17 protein-coding genes and 1 tRNA gene are annotated in these 15950 nt (G+C 41.5%); 17 read left to right on the plus strand and 1 reads right to left on the minus strand.

Annotated elements, in window-relative coordinates; genetic code table 11:
• The first annotated feature begins 132 nt into the window (after positions 1–132).
• The 5 genes from DXB39_RS13025 to DXB39_RS13045 all read left to right on the plus strand — a co-directional run bounded on the left by DXB39_RS13025 (position 133) and on the right by DXB39_RS13045 (position 3177).
• A complete protein-coding gene (locus DXB39_RS13025) occupies positions 133–789 on the plus strand; it encodes a YigZ family protein (RefSeq protein WP_117842226.1) in 657 nt (218 codons plus the stop codon).
• A 99-nt stretch (positions 790–888) separates the two neighbouring features.
• Positions 889–960: transfer RNA gene (locus tag DXB39_RS13030), tRNA-Gln, on the plus strand.
• 192 nt (positions 961–1152) lie between these two features.
• Positions 1153–1857, plus strand: coding sequence for an acyl-[acyl-carrier-protein] thioesterase (locus DXB39_RS13035; RefSeq protein ID WP_117842227.1), 705 nt, complete (start codon positions 1153–1155; stop codon positions 1855–1857).
• Between the two features lie 13 nt (positions 1858–1870).
• The gene (locus tag DXB39_RS13040; RefSeq protein WP_117842228.1) at positions 1871–2707 is read left to right on the plus strand and encodes a CvfB family protein; all 837 of its coding nucleotides are present in this window, start codon (positions 1871–1873) and stop codon (positions 2705–2707) included.
• Between the two features lie 95 nt (positions 2708–2802).
• Positions 2803–3177 (plus strand): RidA family protein, encoded by a 375-nt coding sequence (locus DXB39_RS13045; protein WP_117842229.1) that lies wholly within the window; start codon positions 2803–2805, stop codon positions 3175–3177.
• Between the two features lie 125 nt (positions 3178–3302).
• On the opposite strand, the gene DXB39_RS13050 is transcribed toward DXB39_RS13045, so the two are convergent.
• Positions 3303–3497, minus strand: a complete 195-nt coding sequence (locus tag DXB39_RS13050; RefSeq protein ID WP_117842230.1) for a YjfB family protein — start codon at positions 3495–3497, stop codon at positions 3303–3305.
• 39 nt (positions 3498–3536) lie between these two features.
• On the opposite strand from DXB39_RS13050, the gene trxB reads away from it, so the two are divergent.
• The 12 genes from trxB (at position 3537) to DXB39_RS13105 (ending at position 15804) form a co-directional block, all read left to right on the plus strand.
• A complete protein-coding gene (gene trxB, locus DXB39_RS13055; RefSeq protein WP_117842231.1) occupies positions 3537–4541 on the plus strand; it encodes a thioredoxin-disulfide reductase in 1005 nt (334 codons plus the stop codon).
• 125 nt (positions 4542–4666) lie between these two features.
• Entirely contained in the window at positions 4667–5908 is a 1242-nt protein-coding gene (locus tag DXB39_RS13060; RefSeq protein WP_117842232.1) for a C40 family peptidase, read from the plus strand.
• Between the two features lie 395 nt (positions 5909–6303).
• Complete coding sequence (locus DXB39_RS13065; RefSeq protein ID WP_117842249.1) at positions 6304–7299, plus strand: aldo/keto reductase; 996 nt, start codon at positions 6304–6306, stop codon at positions 7297–7299.
• A gap of 641 nt (positions 7300–7940) precedes the next feature.
• Entirely contained in the window at positions 7941–8612 is a 672-nt protein-coding gene (locus DXB39_RS13070) for a WecB/TagA/CpsF family glycosyltransferase (protein ID WP_117842233.1), read from the plus strand.
• 60 nt (positions 8613–8672) lie between these two features.
• Complete coding sequence (locus tag DXB39_RS13075; protein WP_330416554.1) at positions 8673–9494, plus strand: YitT family protein; 822 nt, start codon at positions 8673–8675, stop codon at positions 9492–9494.
• Positions 9495–9644: 150 nt separating this feature from the next.
• Positions 9645–10733 (plus strand): PucR family transcriptional regulator, encoded by a 1089-nt coding sequence (locus DXB39_RS13080; protein WP_117696702.1) that lies wholly within the window; start codon positions 9645–9647, stop codon positions 10731–10733.
• Between the two features lie 22 nt (positions 10734–10755).
• Positions 10756–11439, plus strand: a complete 684-nt coding sequence (ftsE, locus tag DXB39_RS13085; RefSeq protein ID WP_022243561.1) for a cell division ATP-binding protein FtsE — start codon at positions 10756–10758, stop codon at positions 11437–11439.
• Positions 11429–12334, plus strand: a complete 906-nt coding sequence (gene ftsX, locus DXB39_RS13090; protein ID WP_117842235.1) for a permease-like cell division protein FtsX — start codon at positions 11429–11431, stop codon at positions 12332–12334. Before ftsE ends, ftsX begins: the two co-directional genes overlap by 11 nt.
• A 79-nt stretch (positions 12335–12413) precedes the next feature.
• Positions 12414–13631, plus strand: coding sequence for a murein hydrolase activator EnvC family protein (locus DXB39_RS13095; RefSeq protein WP_117842236.1), 1218 nt, complete (start codon positions 12414–12416; stop codon positions 13629–13631).
• 16 nt (positions 13632–13647) lie between these two features.
• On the plus strand, positions 13648–14946 hold the full coding sequence (locus tag DXB39_RS13100; RefSeq protein WP_117842237.1) for a S41 family peptidase: 1299 nt from the start codon (positions 13648–13650) through the stop codon (positions 14944–14946).
• Positions 14946–15110, plus strand: a complete 165-nt coding sequence (locus DXB39_RS14805) for a hypothetical protein (RefSeq protein ID WP_022243557.1) — start codon at positions 14946–14948, stop codon at positions 15108–15110. The genes DXB39_RS13100 and DXB39_RS14805 overlap by 1 nt, the downstream gene beginning before the upstream one ends.
• Complete coding sequence (locus tag DXB39_RS13105) at positions 15103–15804, plus strand: DNA alkylation repair protein (RefSeq protein WP_117842238.1); 702 nt, start codon at positions 15103–15105, stop codon at positions 15802–15804. The genes DXB39_RS14805 and DXB39_RS13105 overlap by 8 nt, the downstream gene beginning before the upstream one ends.
• Positions 15805–15950 lie beyond the last annotated feature (146 nt).

Below are 15950 nucleotides of genomic sequence, written 5' to 3' on the forward strand. Positions count from 1 at the left end.
AAAAGATACCATATAATAAAGAAAAAAGTAAAAACGCAAGGTTTTGATAAGAAATTCTTAAGGTTTCCTTGCAGGAAAAATGGAAATCATGCTACAATAAGGAAACGAAAAAAGAGGCAGGAGCAATGCAATATGTCAGAAGTTTCAAACGGAAAAGTAATATATGAAGGCGGCAGTGGTGAGATTGAAGAGAAAAAATCGCGGTTTATTGCAAATATTGCACCAGTTACCACAGAAGAGGAAGCGGTAGCATATATCAATACTATGAAGAAAAAATACTGGGATGCAAGACATAACTGCTCCGCATTTATAATAGGAAGAAATCAGGAGCTGACCCGCTGCTCGGATGACGGAGAACCTTCCGGCACGGCAGGCCGTCCGATGTTAGACGTACTTTTACGGGAGGGCATCCGGGATGTAGTGGTAGTAGTAACCCGGTATTTTGGTGGAACACTTCTGGGAACCGGTGGACTGGTGCGTGCTTATCAGGGTGCTGTACAGGAGGGCTTAAAGAATTGTACCATCATTGAAAAGAGACCGGGAAAGCGTCTTAAGATAAGTACGGATTATACAGGACTTGGCAAGATACAGTATCTTCTGGCAGAACAGGGCGTTACGATTATGGATATCGAATATGCAGAAGGTGTGGAACTGGATGCAGCAGTACCGTTAGAACAGTGTCTGGAATTAGAAAAGAAACTTACGGATTCCACCAGTGGAAAGGCAAAGCTGATGTGGGAAGAGACCATTGAATTTGCAGATTTGAACGGTACAATCAAAGTTTTTTGATGACCTGTAAAAACTTTTTGCAAAAAATCGAAAAAAAATCGAAAAAGTGCTTGACGAATGGAATGTTTTCATGTAGAATACCCATTGTTGACACAACAAAGGGCTATCGCCAAACGGTAAGGCAACGGACTCTGACTCCGTCATTTCAAGGTTCGAATCCTTGTAGCCCTGCTCATGAAAACACCACAGCAGCGTGGTGTTTTTTTACTTTACAGGAAATTGCTTTCCCGCAAAGTAAAAACGATCCGCGAGGATGCGCACTGCGACGTATAAGGTAGATGCCGCAAGCGGCCGCCGCAGGCGCGAGAATGTGCCCAGGCACATTTTTTTTAATAGCCAGGCATTTACAAGGAGGACACATCTATGTATTCCATGAAAAGCAGAGTAAGATATAGTGAAGCAGACAGCGGACAGAAGATGACATTTCAGGCATTGACTAATTATCTGCAGGATTGTTGTATATTCCAGTCAGAGGATCTTGGAATTGGCGTGGACTATTTGAAGGAGCATGCACAGGCATGGTTTTTGGCATCCTGGCAGATTGTGGTAGAACGGCTGCCGGTTCTTGGAGAAAAAATAACAGTAAAGACCTGGCCATATAACTTTAAAGGTTTTTATGGTTATCGTAATTTTACCATAGAGGATGCTGAGGGAAAAATCTGTGCTTATGCGGATTCCCAGTGGATTTTTATGGATTTAAAGAGGGAAAGACCGGCACGGATTTCTGATAAGATGTTAGAAGAATATCAGATGGAAGAGCCTTTCAAAATGGACTATGCGGACAGAAAGATAAAACTTCCGGAGAAAATGCAGGAACAGGAAAGCTTTCAGATTCGCCCGGAGCAGATTGATACCAATCATCATGTAAATAATGAACAGTATATTGCCATGGCAAAGAATTATCTGCCTGAGAATTTTAATATCCATAAAATGCGGGCAGAATACCGGAAAGCAGCAGTATTAGGAGACAAGGTATTCCCATTTGTATATGCAGATGATAAAATGTATCTGGTATCACTGGCGGATGAAGAGCAGAAACCATATGCCATTGTAGAATTTGAACAATAGAAAGCAGGAAAATATGAATCTTGGAGAAAAACAGGAACTAACAGCAGTAAAGAAAGTTGAATTTGGAATGTATCTGGCAGAAAATCCGGAGGATGAGACCAGAGTGCTTTTGCCGGCAAAACAGGTGCCGGAGGGACTTTGCATTGGAGATAAAGTAGAAATCTTTTTATACCGGGATTCCAAAGACCGCCTGATTGCAACCACCCATGAACCGAAATTGGTACTGGGACAGCTTGCAGTGCTTCCGGTATTGGAAGTTGGTAAAATAGGAGCGTTTTTAGACTGGGGACTGGAAAAGGATTTATTCCTTCCTTATAAGGAGATGACCCGCAAGGTAAATGCCGGGGATGAAGTCATGGTAACTTTATATATTGATAAGAGTCGCAGACTTTGTGCCAGCATGAAGAATCTTTATGACCTTTTAAGCAAAGATTCTCCATATAAAGCCGGGGATGAAGTAGAAGCAAGAATCTATGAATTCAGTGATAATTTTGGAACCTTTGCAGCGGTGGATGATAAATATTCTGCAATGATTTCCAAGCATGAGGACAGCAGCCATCTTCGGATAGGGGATGTAATTGCTGCCAGGGTAGTCAATGTAAAACCGGATGGCAAACTGGATATTACCCTTCGGGAAAAAGCTTACCTTCAGATGGACAGCGATGCACAGAAGGTAATGGAAGTGATAGATTCCTATGCCGGCGTACTGCCATTTACAGAAAAGGCATCACCGGAAGTAATCATGAGGGAAACCGGACTCAGCAAGGCAGCATTCAAGCGCGCTATAGGCAGACTCTATAAGGAGAGAAAGATAACCCTCAGCGAGCATGCAATCCGTAAAAACAGTTAATTTACGCGAGCAGCCAGAAAAACTGCATGTTTGCATGCAGATTTGGCGAGCACCGCGAATAGTTATTATTTAAATAAAGAAAGAAGGAACGAGACATGAAGAAAGTAATCGCAACAGAAAAAGCACCGGCAGCAATCGGACCATATTCACAGGCAATTGAAGTAAATGGAATGGTATATACTTCTGGTATTATTCCCGTTGTACCGGCAACCGGCGAGATTCCGGAAGGCTCTGTAGCACAGGCAAAACAGGCACTGACCAATCTTTCCAATCTTTTAGAAGCAGCAGGCACAAATATGGACAAAGTGGTTAAGACGACGGTGTTCATCAAAGAGATGAATGATTTCGCAGCAATTAATGAGGTTTATAAGACATTCTTTACCACCGATTTCCCAGCAAGAAGCTGCGTAGAAGTAGCACGTCTGCCAAAAGACGTTATGCTTGAAATCGAAGCAATCGCAATCAAATAGCAGGATGTGAATTTCACTATCTGCGTAAAAAAGAGACTGGAAAGTTGTAATCAGGAAGAATCCAGACTGCAATTTCCAATCTCTTTTTCTGTGATGGCACCTGTAATCTTAGCATGCTGCCCTAATTATACGGAAACATCAAAGTTACCGCCAACGGCAGGATTCACAGATAATTCCATGGCGCGGATCAGACTGTCACTCATACTCTGACTGACATCCAGCTGGTTACTCAGCATTGCAACTCCAATCGCTTCGCTGGTTGGAGTAGAGGCACTGCTGAGTGCGCTTAAAGCAGTATTGTTTAATGCTGCAATATCCATATCAGTCACATCCTTTCTGCTTTGATATGTACTTTCATTATGGCATGGCAGATTAGAAAAAGCAAGGAAACATTCATATATTTTGGAAAAGGTGGTATACTTATCCTACTGAAGAAATGGAGGAGCCACAACATGTATGATGTGATTATAATAGGAAGCGGCCCTGCAGGGCTGTCGGCGGCAATTTATGCAGGAAGAGCAAAATTTGATACACTTATAATAGAAGAAAAGCCAATGAGCGGAGGTCAGATTGTCAATACCAGTGAAGTGGACAACTATCCGGGACTGCCAGGAGTGGGTGGATTTGAACTGGCACAGAAGATGCGGGAGCATGCCCAAAAGAGCGGCGTGACTTTTGTAAAAGAACAGGTCGTATCGGTAGAGGATAAGCAGGAAAAGAAGCTAGTAACAACCAATCAGAACCAGTACGAAGCAAAAGCAGTAATCATTGCATCAGGAGCATCTTACCGGAAGCTTGGGGTACCGGGGGAGGAAAGACTTACCGGTATGGGAGTTTCATATTGTGCTACCTGCGATGGAGCATTTTTCCGGAATCGGACTGTTGCGGTGGCAGGCGGTGGTGATGTCGCGTTAGAGGATGCACTCTTTTTGGCAAGAGGTTGTGAAAAAGTATACCTCATTCACCGGAGAGACAGTTTCCGTGGCGCAAAAGTGTTAGCGGAGCAGGTGCAGACAAATGAAAAAATTGAAATTTTATATGATACCGTAGTAGAGGAAATCTGCGGTGAAGGAATGGTAGAGAAAATCAAAATATTAAATAAGAAGACACAGGAAGAAAAAATGCTTCCGGTAAATGGCATTTTTGTTGCTGTGGGAATGGTGCCGAATACCGTAAAAGTAATACCGCATCTGGCATTGGATGATACAGAATATATCAAAGCCGGAGAGGATGGAAGGAGCAGTGTGCCTGGCATATATGCAGTGGGGGATGTCAGAACCAAACAGCTGCGCCAGGTCGTAACGGCAGTAGCAGATGGCGCCAATGCCATTGCTTCTATGGAAAGTGATGGAATGATTTCGTAAAAGAAAGGAAAGAATGTTGTAAAAAAAGCGGGAATTTTAGGTTGACATGACAGGTTAGCTGCGCTATAATGACTCTGTAATAAATGTAATAAATTTGTAACAAATCGTTAGGTTTGGAGGTTTTTATGTATAAGAAAGCGTTAAGATTAACAGCCTGCGGACTCGCAAGCGCATTATTAATCACTGGAAGCAATGCAACAACATATGCAGCACCAGTCGCAGGTGTTACTTCAGCAATGGAAGTGGGGGCTTCCAATGACACATTAGTAGCAGGTTTTTCTTTGACATTCAGCAATTATATGGCAAGCAGTGAGCTTGTAGCAAAGGCGAATGTGGCAACTGCACAGAATAATGATACACCTGTTGTTACAGAAGGGGATGCAGCGCAGCAGGATACAGCAGAAGAGGCACAGCCGGTAGAAGAAAATCCATTTGCAAATGTGGCAATTGCACAGGTTGATAACTATGTAAATATCAGAAGCGAAGCATCAGAAGACAGTGAGGTGCTTGGTAAGCTTTATAATAATTCAGCAGCAACCGTCCAGCAGACCGTAGATGGCTGGTATCAGATTACATCCGGTACCGTTACCGGTTACGTTAAGAGCGAATATGTAGTAGTCGGCAATGAAGAACTGGCCCGTTCCGTCGGACGTCGTGTGGCAACGGTAAATGAAGATGCAGTTACTTTGTTTGTGAGAACAGAGCCTTCTACCGATTCTAAGAAACTTGGAATGGTTGCAGGACTGGATGATTTGACAGTTACAGATGAGTCCGTAGATGGATGGGTAAAAGTTTCCATCGAAGAGGGCGAGGGATATGTATCCGCTGATTATGTAACATTATCTACTGAATTCGTTCAGGCAGAATCCAAAGAAGAAGAAGCGGCTAGACTTGCAAAAGAAGAGGCTGAAAGAAAAGCAGCAGAAGAAGCAGCAAAGAAAGCAGCAGAAAAAGCTGCTAAGAACAGCAGTTCATCTTCCACTACATCTGGTGGTACATCTACATACAATGCACCATCCGGATCTGATGGAGCAGCAGTTGCAAACTTCGCAAGCCAGTTCGCTGGTAATCCATATGTAGCAGGTGGAACAAGCTTAACAAACGGAGCAGACTGTTCCGGATTTGTAATGAGTGTGTATGCACAGTTTGGAGTATCATTACCACATTCTTCAGGAGCAATGAGAGGCTGCGGATATGAAGTTGGTACAGACCAGATGCAGCCGGGCGATATCGTATGCTACAGTGGACATGTTGCAATTTATGTTGGTAACAACACAATCGTACATGCCAGCACACCGTCATCAGGAATCAAATTTACATCACCGATTGACTATAAGCCAGTTCTTTCTGTAAGACGTATTTTCTAGGATGTCCGGATTTGATTTACGCGAGTAGCGAGAAAAATCGCATGCTTGCATGCAGATTTGGCGAGCGCCGCGATAACTCGAGAAACTCGCAAAGCGTGTTTCTTGTAGTTTATGGTAAAATTAAGGATGAAATAATATTGAAAAGGATAAACAGGGACTGTTGCGGTTGCAACAGTCCTTTTTTTTGCTTTACAGGAAATTGCTTTCCTGTAAAGTAAAAAACGTTCCGCGAGGATGCACACTGCAGGTAGACATTTGGAAAAAAGCAGATATAAAAATTTGATACGTTATTAAAAGATATTCTATTTTTATCTGGAAAAACTGCAATTATAATAAAATCAGCCAATAAAGTGGCGGAGGTGCATTATTATAGAATGAAAGGCAGGTTACCACAGATGGAATATACAGCATCAGAACAAAGATATGAAACCATGAAATACAGAAGAGTAGGAAAGAGCGGATTGTTGTTTCCAATATTGTCCCTTGGTTTCTGGCATAATTTTGGAACCAATGATAATTATGAGAACATGAAAGCAATGTGTTTTACGGCATTTGACCATGGAGTCACACAGTTTGACCTGGCAAATAATTATGGCCCGGAATATGGCAGTGCAGAGAGTAATCTTGGCAGGATCATGCGGGAAGAATTGCATGCCTACCGCGATGAATTGTTAATTACAACGAAAGCAGGTTTTGATATGTGGCCGGGACCTTATGGGGATCATGGCAGCAGGAAGTATCTGATTGCGAGCTTAGACCAGAGCTTAAAACGTATGGGACTTGAATATGTGGACATTTTTTATCATCACAGAATGGATCCGGATACGCCATTGGAAGAAACCATGCTGGCATTAGACCAGATTGTAAGAAGCGGAAAAGCATTATATGTAGGAATATCCAATTATGATGGCGTGCATATGAAACAGGCAGCTGAAATCTTGGAAGATTTAAAGTGTCCGTTTGTGATAAACCAGAACCGCTATAATATCTTTGACCGTACGGTAGAGAATAATGGCTTGCTAGAAGCTGCAAAAGAGAAGGGGAAAGGTGTGATCGCATTTTCTCCACTTGCACAGGGAATGCTGACAGATAAGTATATCGATGGAATTCCGGAGGACAGCCGGATTAAAAGAGATGGCAGATTCCTTCATGCATCCGACCTTACGGAAACAAGAATGCAGCAGATTAAGAGCCTGAATGAAATTGCAAAGCGCCGTGGACAGACACTGGCACAGATGGCATTAAGCTGGATATTAAAGGATGAGACGGTAGCAAGTGTTCTGATTGGCGCATCCCGTCCGCAGCAGATATTAGATAATTTAAAGATTGTAGATGCACCGGCATTTACCACGGAAGAGTTAGAAGAAATCGAAGCTGTCTGCAGAGCCTGAAGCCTGGACGCAGATGCAGTTTTGGAAAAAAGAATAGAAGGAATTGTTCATACAATTTCCCAATCAAAATAGTTATGTGAACGAATATGATATTATGTAAATATACATATGGGGAAGAGGTACTATTTTGAAAAGTGGAAAAGAAATTCATTTGACGGAAAAGAAGTGTAAATTGCAATCAGACAATTTTACACTTCTTTTTTGAAAATATACAATATGCACAAAAAAGAAAAGAACGTCGAAAAAAAGTGCTGGAAATCATAAAAAAGTCCCAAAAGTTATCCACATCGAAAAATGTGGAAATATCGAAAAAAAGGAGTTATACACCAAGTTATACACATTATCCACAGAAAAAAGGAGAAAAATATAGGTTTACATAGCAAAAAATAAGAACGGATGTTTTGTGAACAAATGATAAAGTTGATAACTTTTCAAAAAAATACACAAAATCTATTGACATTGCAATATTGAAAAAATCATATAAAATTGTCTGAAAATGTCAGTTTATTTACAAAAGTGTAAAAAGGCAATCTGAGAAAATTATTACAGAAAATTTGCACAATGGTTGAAAAAAACTGGAGCTTTTGCTATACTACTTGCATAAAAGCGCATGGAAATGCACAGAATAAGACAGGTGTAAGATGTTAAAGAAAATCGATATACTGGGAATAGAAGTAGATAATTATACAGTCCGTGAAGCAATGATGCAGGTGGAAAATTATCTGGATAACACGATAATGAATACCATAGAGACCATAGATATGAAGATGTTAGAACTGGCAGGACAGGATGAAACGGTGCGGGCGTGCATTGAACAGCTGGATCTTGCGGTAATCGGAGAGAAGGAGATTCTGATTGCGGCAGATGTTCATTCCAGCCAGCGGCTCAGTGAGACCATTAATCATGATTTCTTCCGGGAATTCATCAAGCGGATTATCCGTAACCATAAGAGAGTATTTTTGTTGGCAGAAACCATTGCTCAGGAAGAACAGCTGGAGCATTTCCTTGTAGGAAAATACGAACAGATTGAGGTGGCAGGTCATTGTGCGATAGAGGAAAAGTCCAATGACTTTGAAAGTGTGGTAAATGAGATTAACAGTGCCAGTGCAGATGTTATTTTTTCCATTCTGCCGTCTCCGTTACAGGAACAGTTTTTGACAGAAAATAAAAGCAAACTGGATGCTAAAATATGGTATGGGTTGAGCAGTGATTATGCACCGCGTTCCCGTATCAGCAGAATATCCCAGATAGCGGGCAGATTGATTCATAAGAAGAAACTGCAGAGCAAATTACACAAATATAATAAAGATTAAAGGAAACGGATGGTTATGGGTCTGGGATATAAAAGACCGGCCATAGTGGATTATTTGTGTATGACAGCAGGAACCTGCCTTATGGGTATAGCAATTCAGTCCATCTATGACCCGGTAGGAATGGTTGTTGGTGGATTTACCGGAGTTGCAATTCTCATCAGACAACTGACAGTAAAATGGATTCCCGGAGGAATTCCGTTATGGTTTACGAACCTGGCGTTGAATCTTCCGGTTTTTTTATGCGCATGGAGAAGAAAGGGAAAGAAATTTTTGTGGCGGGCATTATATGGAATGGTAATGCTGTCTTTCTGGCTTCTGGTACTGCCTCACTGGAATATAGCCCAGGATGATTATATGCTGGCAGCTATTTATGGCGGATGCATCTCCGGAGCGGGAATCGGTCTGGTTCTGGTGACGAAGTCCTCTACTGGAGGGACAGATATGGTAGCCACTTTATTACAGCGTTTTCTAAAACAATATACCATTGCACAGATTATGCTGGTGTTAGATGGTATTATTGTGTTAAGCGGAATGTTTTTCTTTGGAGTAAAGCCGGCGTTATATGCTGTGGTGGCAATTTTTATAACAACGGAAGTATCGGATGCAATTATGGAAGGTATCAAATATTCCAAGGCGGCGTATATCATTACGGAAGATGCCGCTGAAGTGGCAGATGCACTGATGCACCGGATGAACCGCGGTGTTACGGCGATTCATGCAAAGGGAATGTATTCCGGAAATGAGAAGGACATACTCTTTTGTGCAGTGCCGAAAAAGGAAATTGTAGAGTTAAAAGAGATAGTAATGGAACTTGACGCGAAAGCTTTTGTAATTGTGACGGATGCCCGGGAAGTGCTGGGAGAAGGTTTTTTGGAATATTAGCATAAAAATATTCACATTTCCTCTTTATTTTTTTGACGTTTTGCATTAAAATAAGATTCAAAGAGTTTTATCTTTCACAAAAGGATGCGGATTTTTTGTGAAAGTTGTCCAGTAACTGGGGCGATATTGATAAGAGAAGGAGAAAAAAGTATGATTTCAAATCAGATACTTCAAAACACAATTGACGGTTTGAAAGGGATTACAAGAGTGGATATGTGCATTATCGATACTGAGGGGAAAGTATTGGCAACCACATTTCCTGATGCAGATAATTATATCAATCCTGCATTGGCATTTGTAGAATCTCCGGCAGACAGTCAGGTGATTCAGGGATGCCAGTTCTTTAAAGTTTTTGATGATCATCAGATAGAATATGTTTTACTGGCAAATGGTGACAGTGATGATGTGTATATGGTGGGAAAAATTGCCGGTTTCCAGATTCAGAATCTTCTGGTAGCATATAAGGAACGGTTTGATAAGGACAACTTTATTAAGAATCTTTTATTGGATAATCTTCTTTTAGTAGATATTTATAACCGTGCGAAGAAGCTTCATATTGAGACGGAAGTACGCCGCGTGGTATATGTTGTAGAAACCAACCGGGAAAAGGACGGAAATGAACTGGAAAAAGTACGCAGTATCTTTGGCGGCAAGTCCAAGGATTTTGTGACAGCGGTAGATGAGAAAAATATCATTGTGGTAAAAGAACTTGCAGAAAATGAGACCTATGAGGATTTGGAGAAAACGGCAGAAGTTATCTTAAATCTATTCAAGGCAGATGAAGACTGCGAGGCTTATATCGCATATGGTACCGTAGTAAATGAGATTAAGGAAGTATCTCGTTCTTATAAAGAAGCCCGAATGGCATTGGATGTAGGAAAGATATTCTTTGAAGAGAAGAATATTATTGCGTATTCTGCACTGGGAATTGGACGTCTGATTTATCAGCTCCCGATTCCACTTTGCAAAATGTTTATCAAAGAGATTTTCGATGGAAAATCTCCGGATGATTTTGATGAAGAAACACTTACTACCATCAATAAATTCTTTGAAAACAGCCTGAACGTTTCAGAAACATCCAGACAGTTATACATACACAGAAATACACTGGTATACCGTCTGGATAAACTGCAGAAAAGCACAGGCTTAGACCTTCGGGTATTTGAAGATGCCATTACATTTAAAATTGCGTTAATGGTAGTAAAATACATGAAATATATGGAGACATTGGATTACTAAGCAGTAGTTTTAGGAGGAACACATGATTAAGCTTGAACATGTAAGCAAGTCATATTCGGCAGGAATACCGGCATTAAATGATATCAGTCTTAATATAGAAGAAGGGGAATTTGTTTTTATCGTTGGAAACAGCGGCTCCGGAAAGTCAACACTGATTAAATTATTGTTAAAAGAATTAGAGCCGACCAAAGGGGTTATTACGATTAACAACCGTAATTTAAATGCAATCCGGAGAAAACAGATACCGAAATATCGTCGTAATGTAGGTGTTGTGTTCCAGGATTTCCGCCTTTTAAAAGACAGAAATGTATATGAGAATGTAGCATTTGCCCAGAAGGTAATAGGTACTCCGGCAAGGCTCATAAGAAGCAGTGTACCGACCATGTTATCTATGGTAGGGCTGGCTGCCAAATATAAATCTTATCCAAAACAGTTGTCCGGTGGAGAACAGCAGAGGGTTGCCATTGCAAGAGCACTGGTAAATCAGCCGAAGATTCTTCTGGCAGATGAGCCGACCGGTAATCTTGATAACCATAATGCATGGGAAATCATGAAACTCTTAGAGGAGATTAACCAGAAGGGAACGACAGTAGTCGTTGTTACACATAATCTTGAGATTGTCAAGGCAATGAAGAAACGTGTAATCACAATGAAGAAAGGCGTCATTATCAGTGACGAGAAAGGTGATTGCAGCGATGAGGATTAGTTCGTTTTTCTATTCAATAAAACAGGGTATCAAGAATATCTGGCGTAACAAAATGTTTTCAGTAGCATCTATTGCGACCATGTGTGCCTGTATCTTTTTGTTTGGACTTTTCTATTCGATTGTAGAAAACTTCCAGTCAATGGTAAAAGAGGCAGAGGAAGGCGTTGCAGTATCTGTTTTCTTTAATGAGGGAATCTCGCAGGAACAGATAGATGAGATTGGTAATAAAATTAGTAAGCGTGTGGAAGTTGCCAGCTATGAATTTATTTCCGCAGATGAAGCGTGGGAAAGGTGTAAAGAGACATATTTTGGTGGCTCAGAAGAAGCTGCAGAGGGATTTGCGGAGAATCCACTTGCTAATTCTGCCAGTTATGAAATTTATATGAAAGATGTTTCCATGCAGGATGCACTGGTTACATATTTAGAGTCCTTAGATGGCGTAAGGGAAGTGCATCATTCTGCAGTGGTGGCAAATACATTGTCTGATTTTAATAAACTGATTGCGTATGTTTCCGGAGGCATTATCTTAATCCTGCTTGCGGTTGCTATCTTCTTAATCAGTAATACCGTTACAGTTGGCATCTCGGTACGAAGAGAAGAGATTGCGATTATGAAGCTGATTGGAGCTACGGATTCTTTTGTGCGGGCACCATTTGTAGTAGAGGGTGTGCTGATTGGACTTCTGGGTTCTGCATTGCCACTGATTCTGCTTTACTTCATGTATGGCAAGATTATAGTATATGTAGCGGACAAATTCAGCTTTTTAGATAATATTATGAATTTTATTCCGGTTGCAGAACTGTTTCACAGTCTGGTTCCAATTTCACTGCTGTTGGGAGTGGGAATTGGATTTGTTGGCAGCCGGCTGACTATTAAGAAGCATTTGAAAGTATAAGGACAAAGGGTATCGCCTGTGTACTGGGGCAGTCACGGGGATACCCTGTTTTGAATATATAAAAGGTGATGAGAATAAGATGAAGATACGAAGAAAGGTAACAACCGCAATACTGACAGCTGTGATGTTACTTTCTCCGGTGATGGAGATATCTGCCAGCAGCCTGTCTGATGCACAGAAGGAAAAAGAAAATTTAGAGAAGCAGTTAGAGGAGGCCCAAAGTGTCATTGATGGGCTGAAAGATTCCAAGGCTGATATTCAGACGAAGGTAAAGGAATTAGATCAGCAGCTTACAAGCATTTCTCTTGAAATTACCAATACACAGGCACAGTTAGAGGAAAAGAGTGCCGAGATTACAGACACCCAGAGCGAATTAGAGGATGCCCAGGCGGATGTGGCAAGCCAGGCAGAAGCTATGAGCAAAAGGATTCAGTTCATGTATGAAAATAGTGGAAAAATGTCATATCTGGAAGCATTTTTTCAATCCGGCAGTATGGCAGAATTTTTGAATCAGGCAGAATATATCCGGCAGATTTCAGAATATGATAGAGATATGCTGCAGCAGTACAATGACAGTGTACAGACCGTGGCAGATGCCAAGGAACAGTTAGAACAGGAATATACAGAGCTGGAAGAATTGAAGGCACAGGTAGAATCCCAGCAGCAGACCGTGCAGGCTCTGATGGATGCCAAGGAAGACGAACTGGATAAGGTAAAGAGTGACATTACGGTGGCACAGTCGGATGCAGATGCAGTACAGGCAGAGATTGATGCACAGAATGAAATTATTGCGCAGATTCAGGCAGAGGAAGCCAGAAAAAAAGCGGAAGAAGAGAAACGAAGACAGGAAGCAGAGGAAAATGGAACTACTCCGGATACGACTCCCGGAGATGTATACAGTGGCGGGGCTTTTGTATGGCCGTGTCCGAGCAGTACCAGGGTAACCAGTGATTACGGAACGCGATTATCTCCGACCCAGGGAGCATCCTCTAATCATAAGGGACTGGATATTGGGGCAAGCTATGGTGCGAGTATTGTGGCGGCGGCAGATGGAACGGTTTCCTATGCAGGCTATAATAATGGAATGGGCAACTATGTAATGATCAGCCACGGCAGCGGGCTATATACAGTATATGGGCATGCTTCGGCACTTTTGGTATCCACCGGTGATAAAGTCACGGCGGGACAGACGATAGCCCAGGTAGGAAGTACCGGTATATCTACTGGAAATCATTTACATTTTGGCGTATCCTTAAATGGAAGCTATGTAAGCCCATGGAATTATCTGAGTAAATAGTAAAAGAGGAAGAAAGATGGACGAAATAAGGGAAGAGACAAATTCAGCAGAAGCAATCAGGCAGGAAATAAAGGAAAAGAAAAGAACTTACTGGCGTGGTGCGATTACCGGTGCTGCTTCGGTCATGGCGGTATTGCTGATTGTATTATTGATTGGTATTTACAGTGGTGCTGTGGTAATTGGTGGAAAAGGCGTAACAGGAGGCAGCCAGACGGTAACAGCATCAGATGGTGATCTGCTTTCAAAGGATGTCATCAATAAGCTTGATAATCTGGCAGACCAGATTAATGCAGATTATTATGAAGATGTGGATCAGGAAGACTTGATTAACGGAATGTATAAAGGCTTGTTTGAGGGGATCGGAGACCCGTACAGTGAGTATTATACCCCGGAAGAATATGAAGATATCATGATATCCACCCATGCAAATTATTATGGAATCGGAGCAGGACTTACCCAGGATAAGAATACCATGGAAGTATCCGTTACCCATATTTATGATAATTCTCCGGCACAGGAAGCAGGATTAAAAGAAGGCGATAAGATAGTCAAGGTAGATGATATTGAAGCCACTTCTATGGAATTGTCGGAACTGGTAACCAACATCCGTGGCGAAGAGGGAACCACCGTTCATCTGGTAATTGAAAGAGAAGGGGAATCAGAAAATCTGGAATTTGATGTGTCCCGTGCCAAAGTAGATATTCCAACAGTAGCTTATAAAATGTTAGAAAACAATATCGGATATATACAGGTATCTGAATTTGCAGAGAATACACCAACCCAGTTTTCGGATGCAATTACAGATTTACAGGGTCAGGGTATGGAGAAGCTGGTTATTGATTTACGTGATAATGGCGGCGGAATGGTAGTATCCTGTCAGCAGATGTTGGATATGATTCTTCCGGAAGGAACTGTTGTTTATACGGAAGATAAATATGGCAACCGTCAGGATTATACTTCTGATGCAGAGCATTATCTTGATATGCCGATTGCAGTATTAGTCAATGGCAATTCCGCCAGTGCATCCGAGATATTTGCAGGAGCCATCCGGGATTTTGATTATGGAACACTGATTGGAACCACAACCTTTGGAAAAGGCATTGTGCAGAATATCATGCAGTTAAAGGACGGCAGTGCCATTAAGCTTACGGTAGCAAAATATTATACACCAAACGGTGATAACATCCATGGAACCGGAATTACACCGGATGTTGAAATTGAATATGAGTACACCGGAGATACCGAGGGTACTTATGATGAGATGCAGGATAATCAGATATTAAAAGCCATTGAAGTATTGAACGGAGAAGAATAATGAAGATGAATAACGAAGAGAAGAAAAAACTTATCATTCGCTATGTGGTGGCAGTAATTCTTTTGGTAGTTACCATTCTCGTACTTAAGGGGATGTATCAGGATGCGGAAGAGCATGACAATGCACAGAATACAGAAATTACAACAGAGATAAATCATGAGTGAATTAAATGAAAAGATTCGCCAGCAGTTAATGGAATGGGCAGAACCGGATTTTGGCACCTTTTCCGCCGGATTGATTCCGGGGGAAAAACATGTGCTTGGAGTAAGGTTGCCCTTACTTCGTTCTTATGCAAAAGAATTAGCAAAAGGAGACTGGCAGACTTACCTTTCACAGGCATCGGATGATTCCATGGAAGAGACCATGTTGCAGGGCATGACCTTAGGCTATGTGAAAAGTGATTTCACAGGAATCCGTCCGTATCTTGATGCCTTTCTTCCAAAAATTAAGAACTGGTCGGTATGTGACAGCACCTGTGCAAGTTTAAAAATTGCCAGAAAAGAGCCGGAGGCAGTTTTAGAATATTTACTGCCTTATCTTCGCAGTGATGAAGAATTTTTCATCCGGTTTGGCGTTGTGATGTTATTAGATCATTTTATTACGGAAGACTATATCGACCTTGTCTTAGAAGAGATGGATAAGATTCATCAGGATGCCTATTATGTGAAAATGGCAGTAGCCTGGAATTTGTCCGTGTGTTTTGTGAAGTTCCGGGATAAAACACTTTCCTATCTCAGGACAAATCATCTGGATGACTGGACTTACAATAAGACGATACAGAAAATCAGGGAATCCTATCGCGTGACCAAAGAGGATAAGGAAATGCTCTTAAAAATGAAACGGAAAGCAGAAAAATAGACTTTTCAACCAATATTAAGGAAAATATAATTGATTCGAAGCCGGGAAACCACTATAATGTTTATAGTGGTTTTTCTTACTTTACAGGAAATTGCTTTCCTGCAAAGAAAAAACGCTCCGCGGGGATGCGCACTGCGGCGTATAAG

This window comes from Roseburia sp. OM03-7AC (assembly GCF_003462625.1).
GTDB classification, from domain to species: Bacteria; Bacillota; Clostridia; order Lachnospirales; family Lachnospiraceae; genus Roseburia_C; species Roseburia_C amylophila.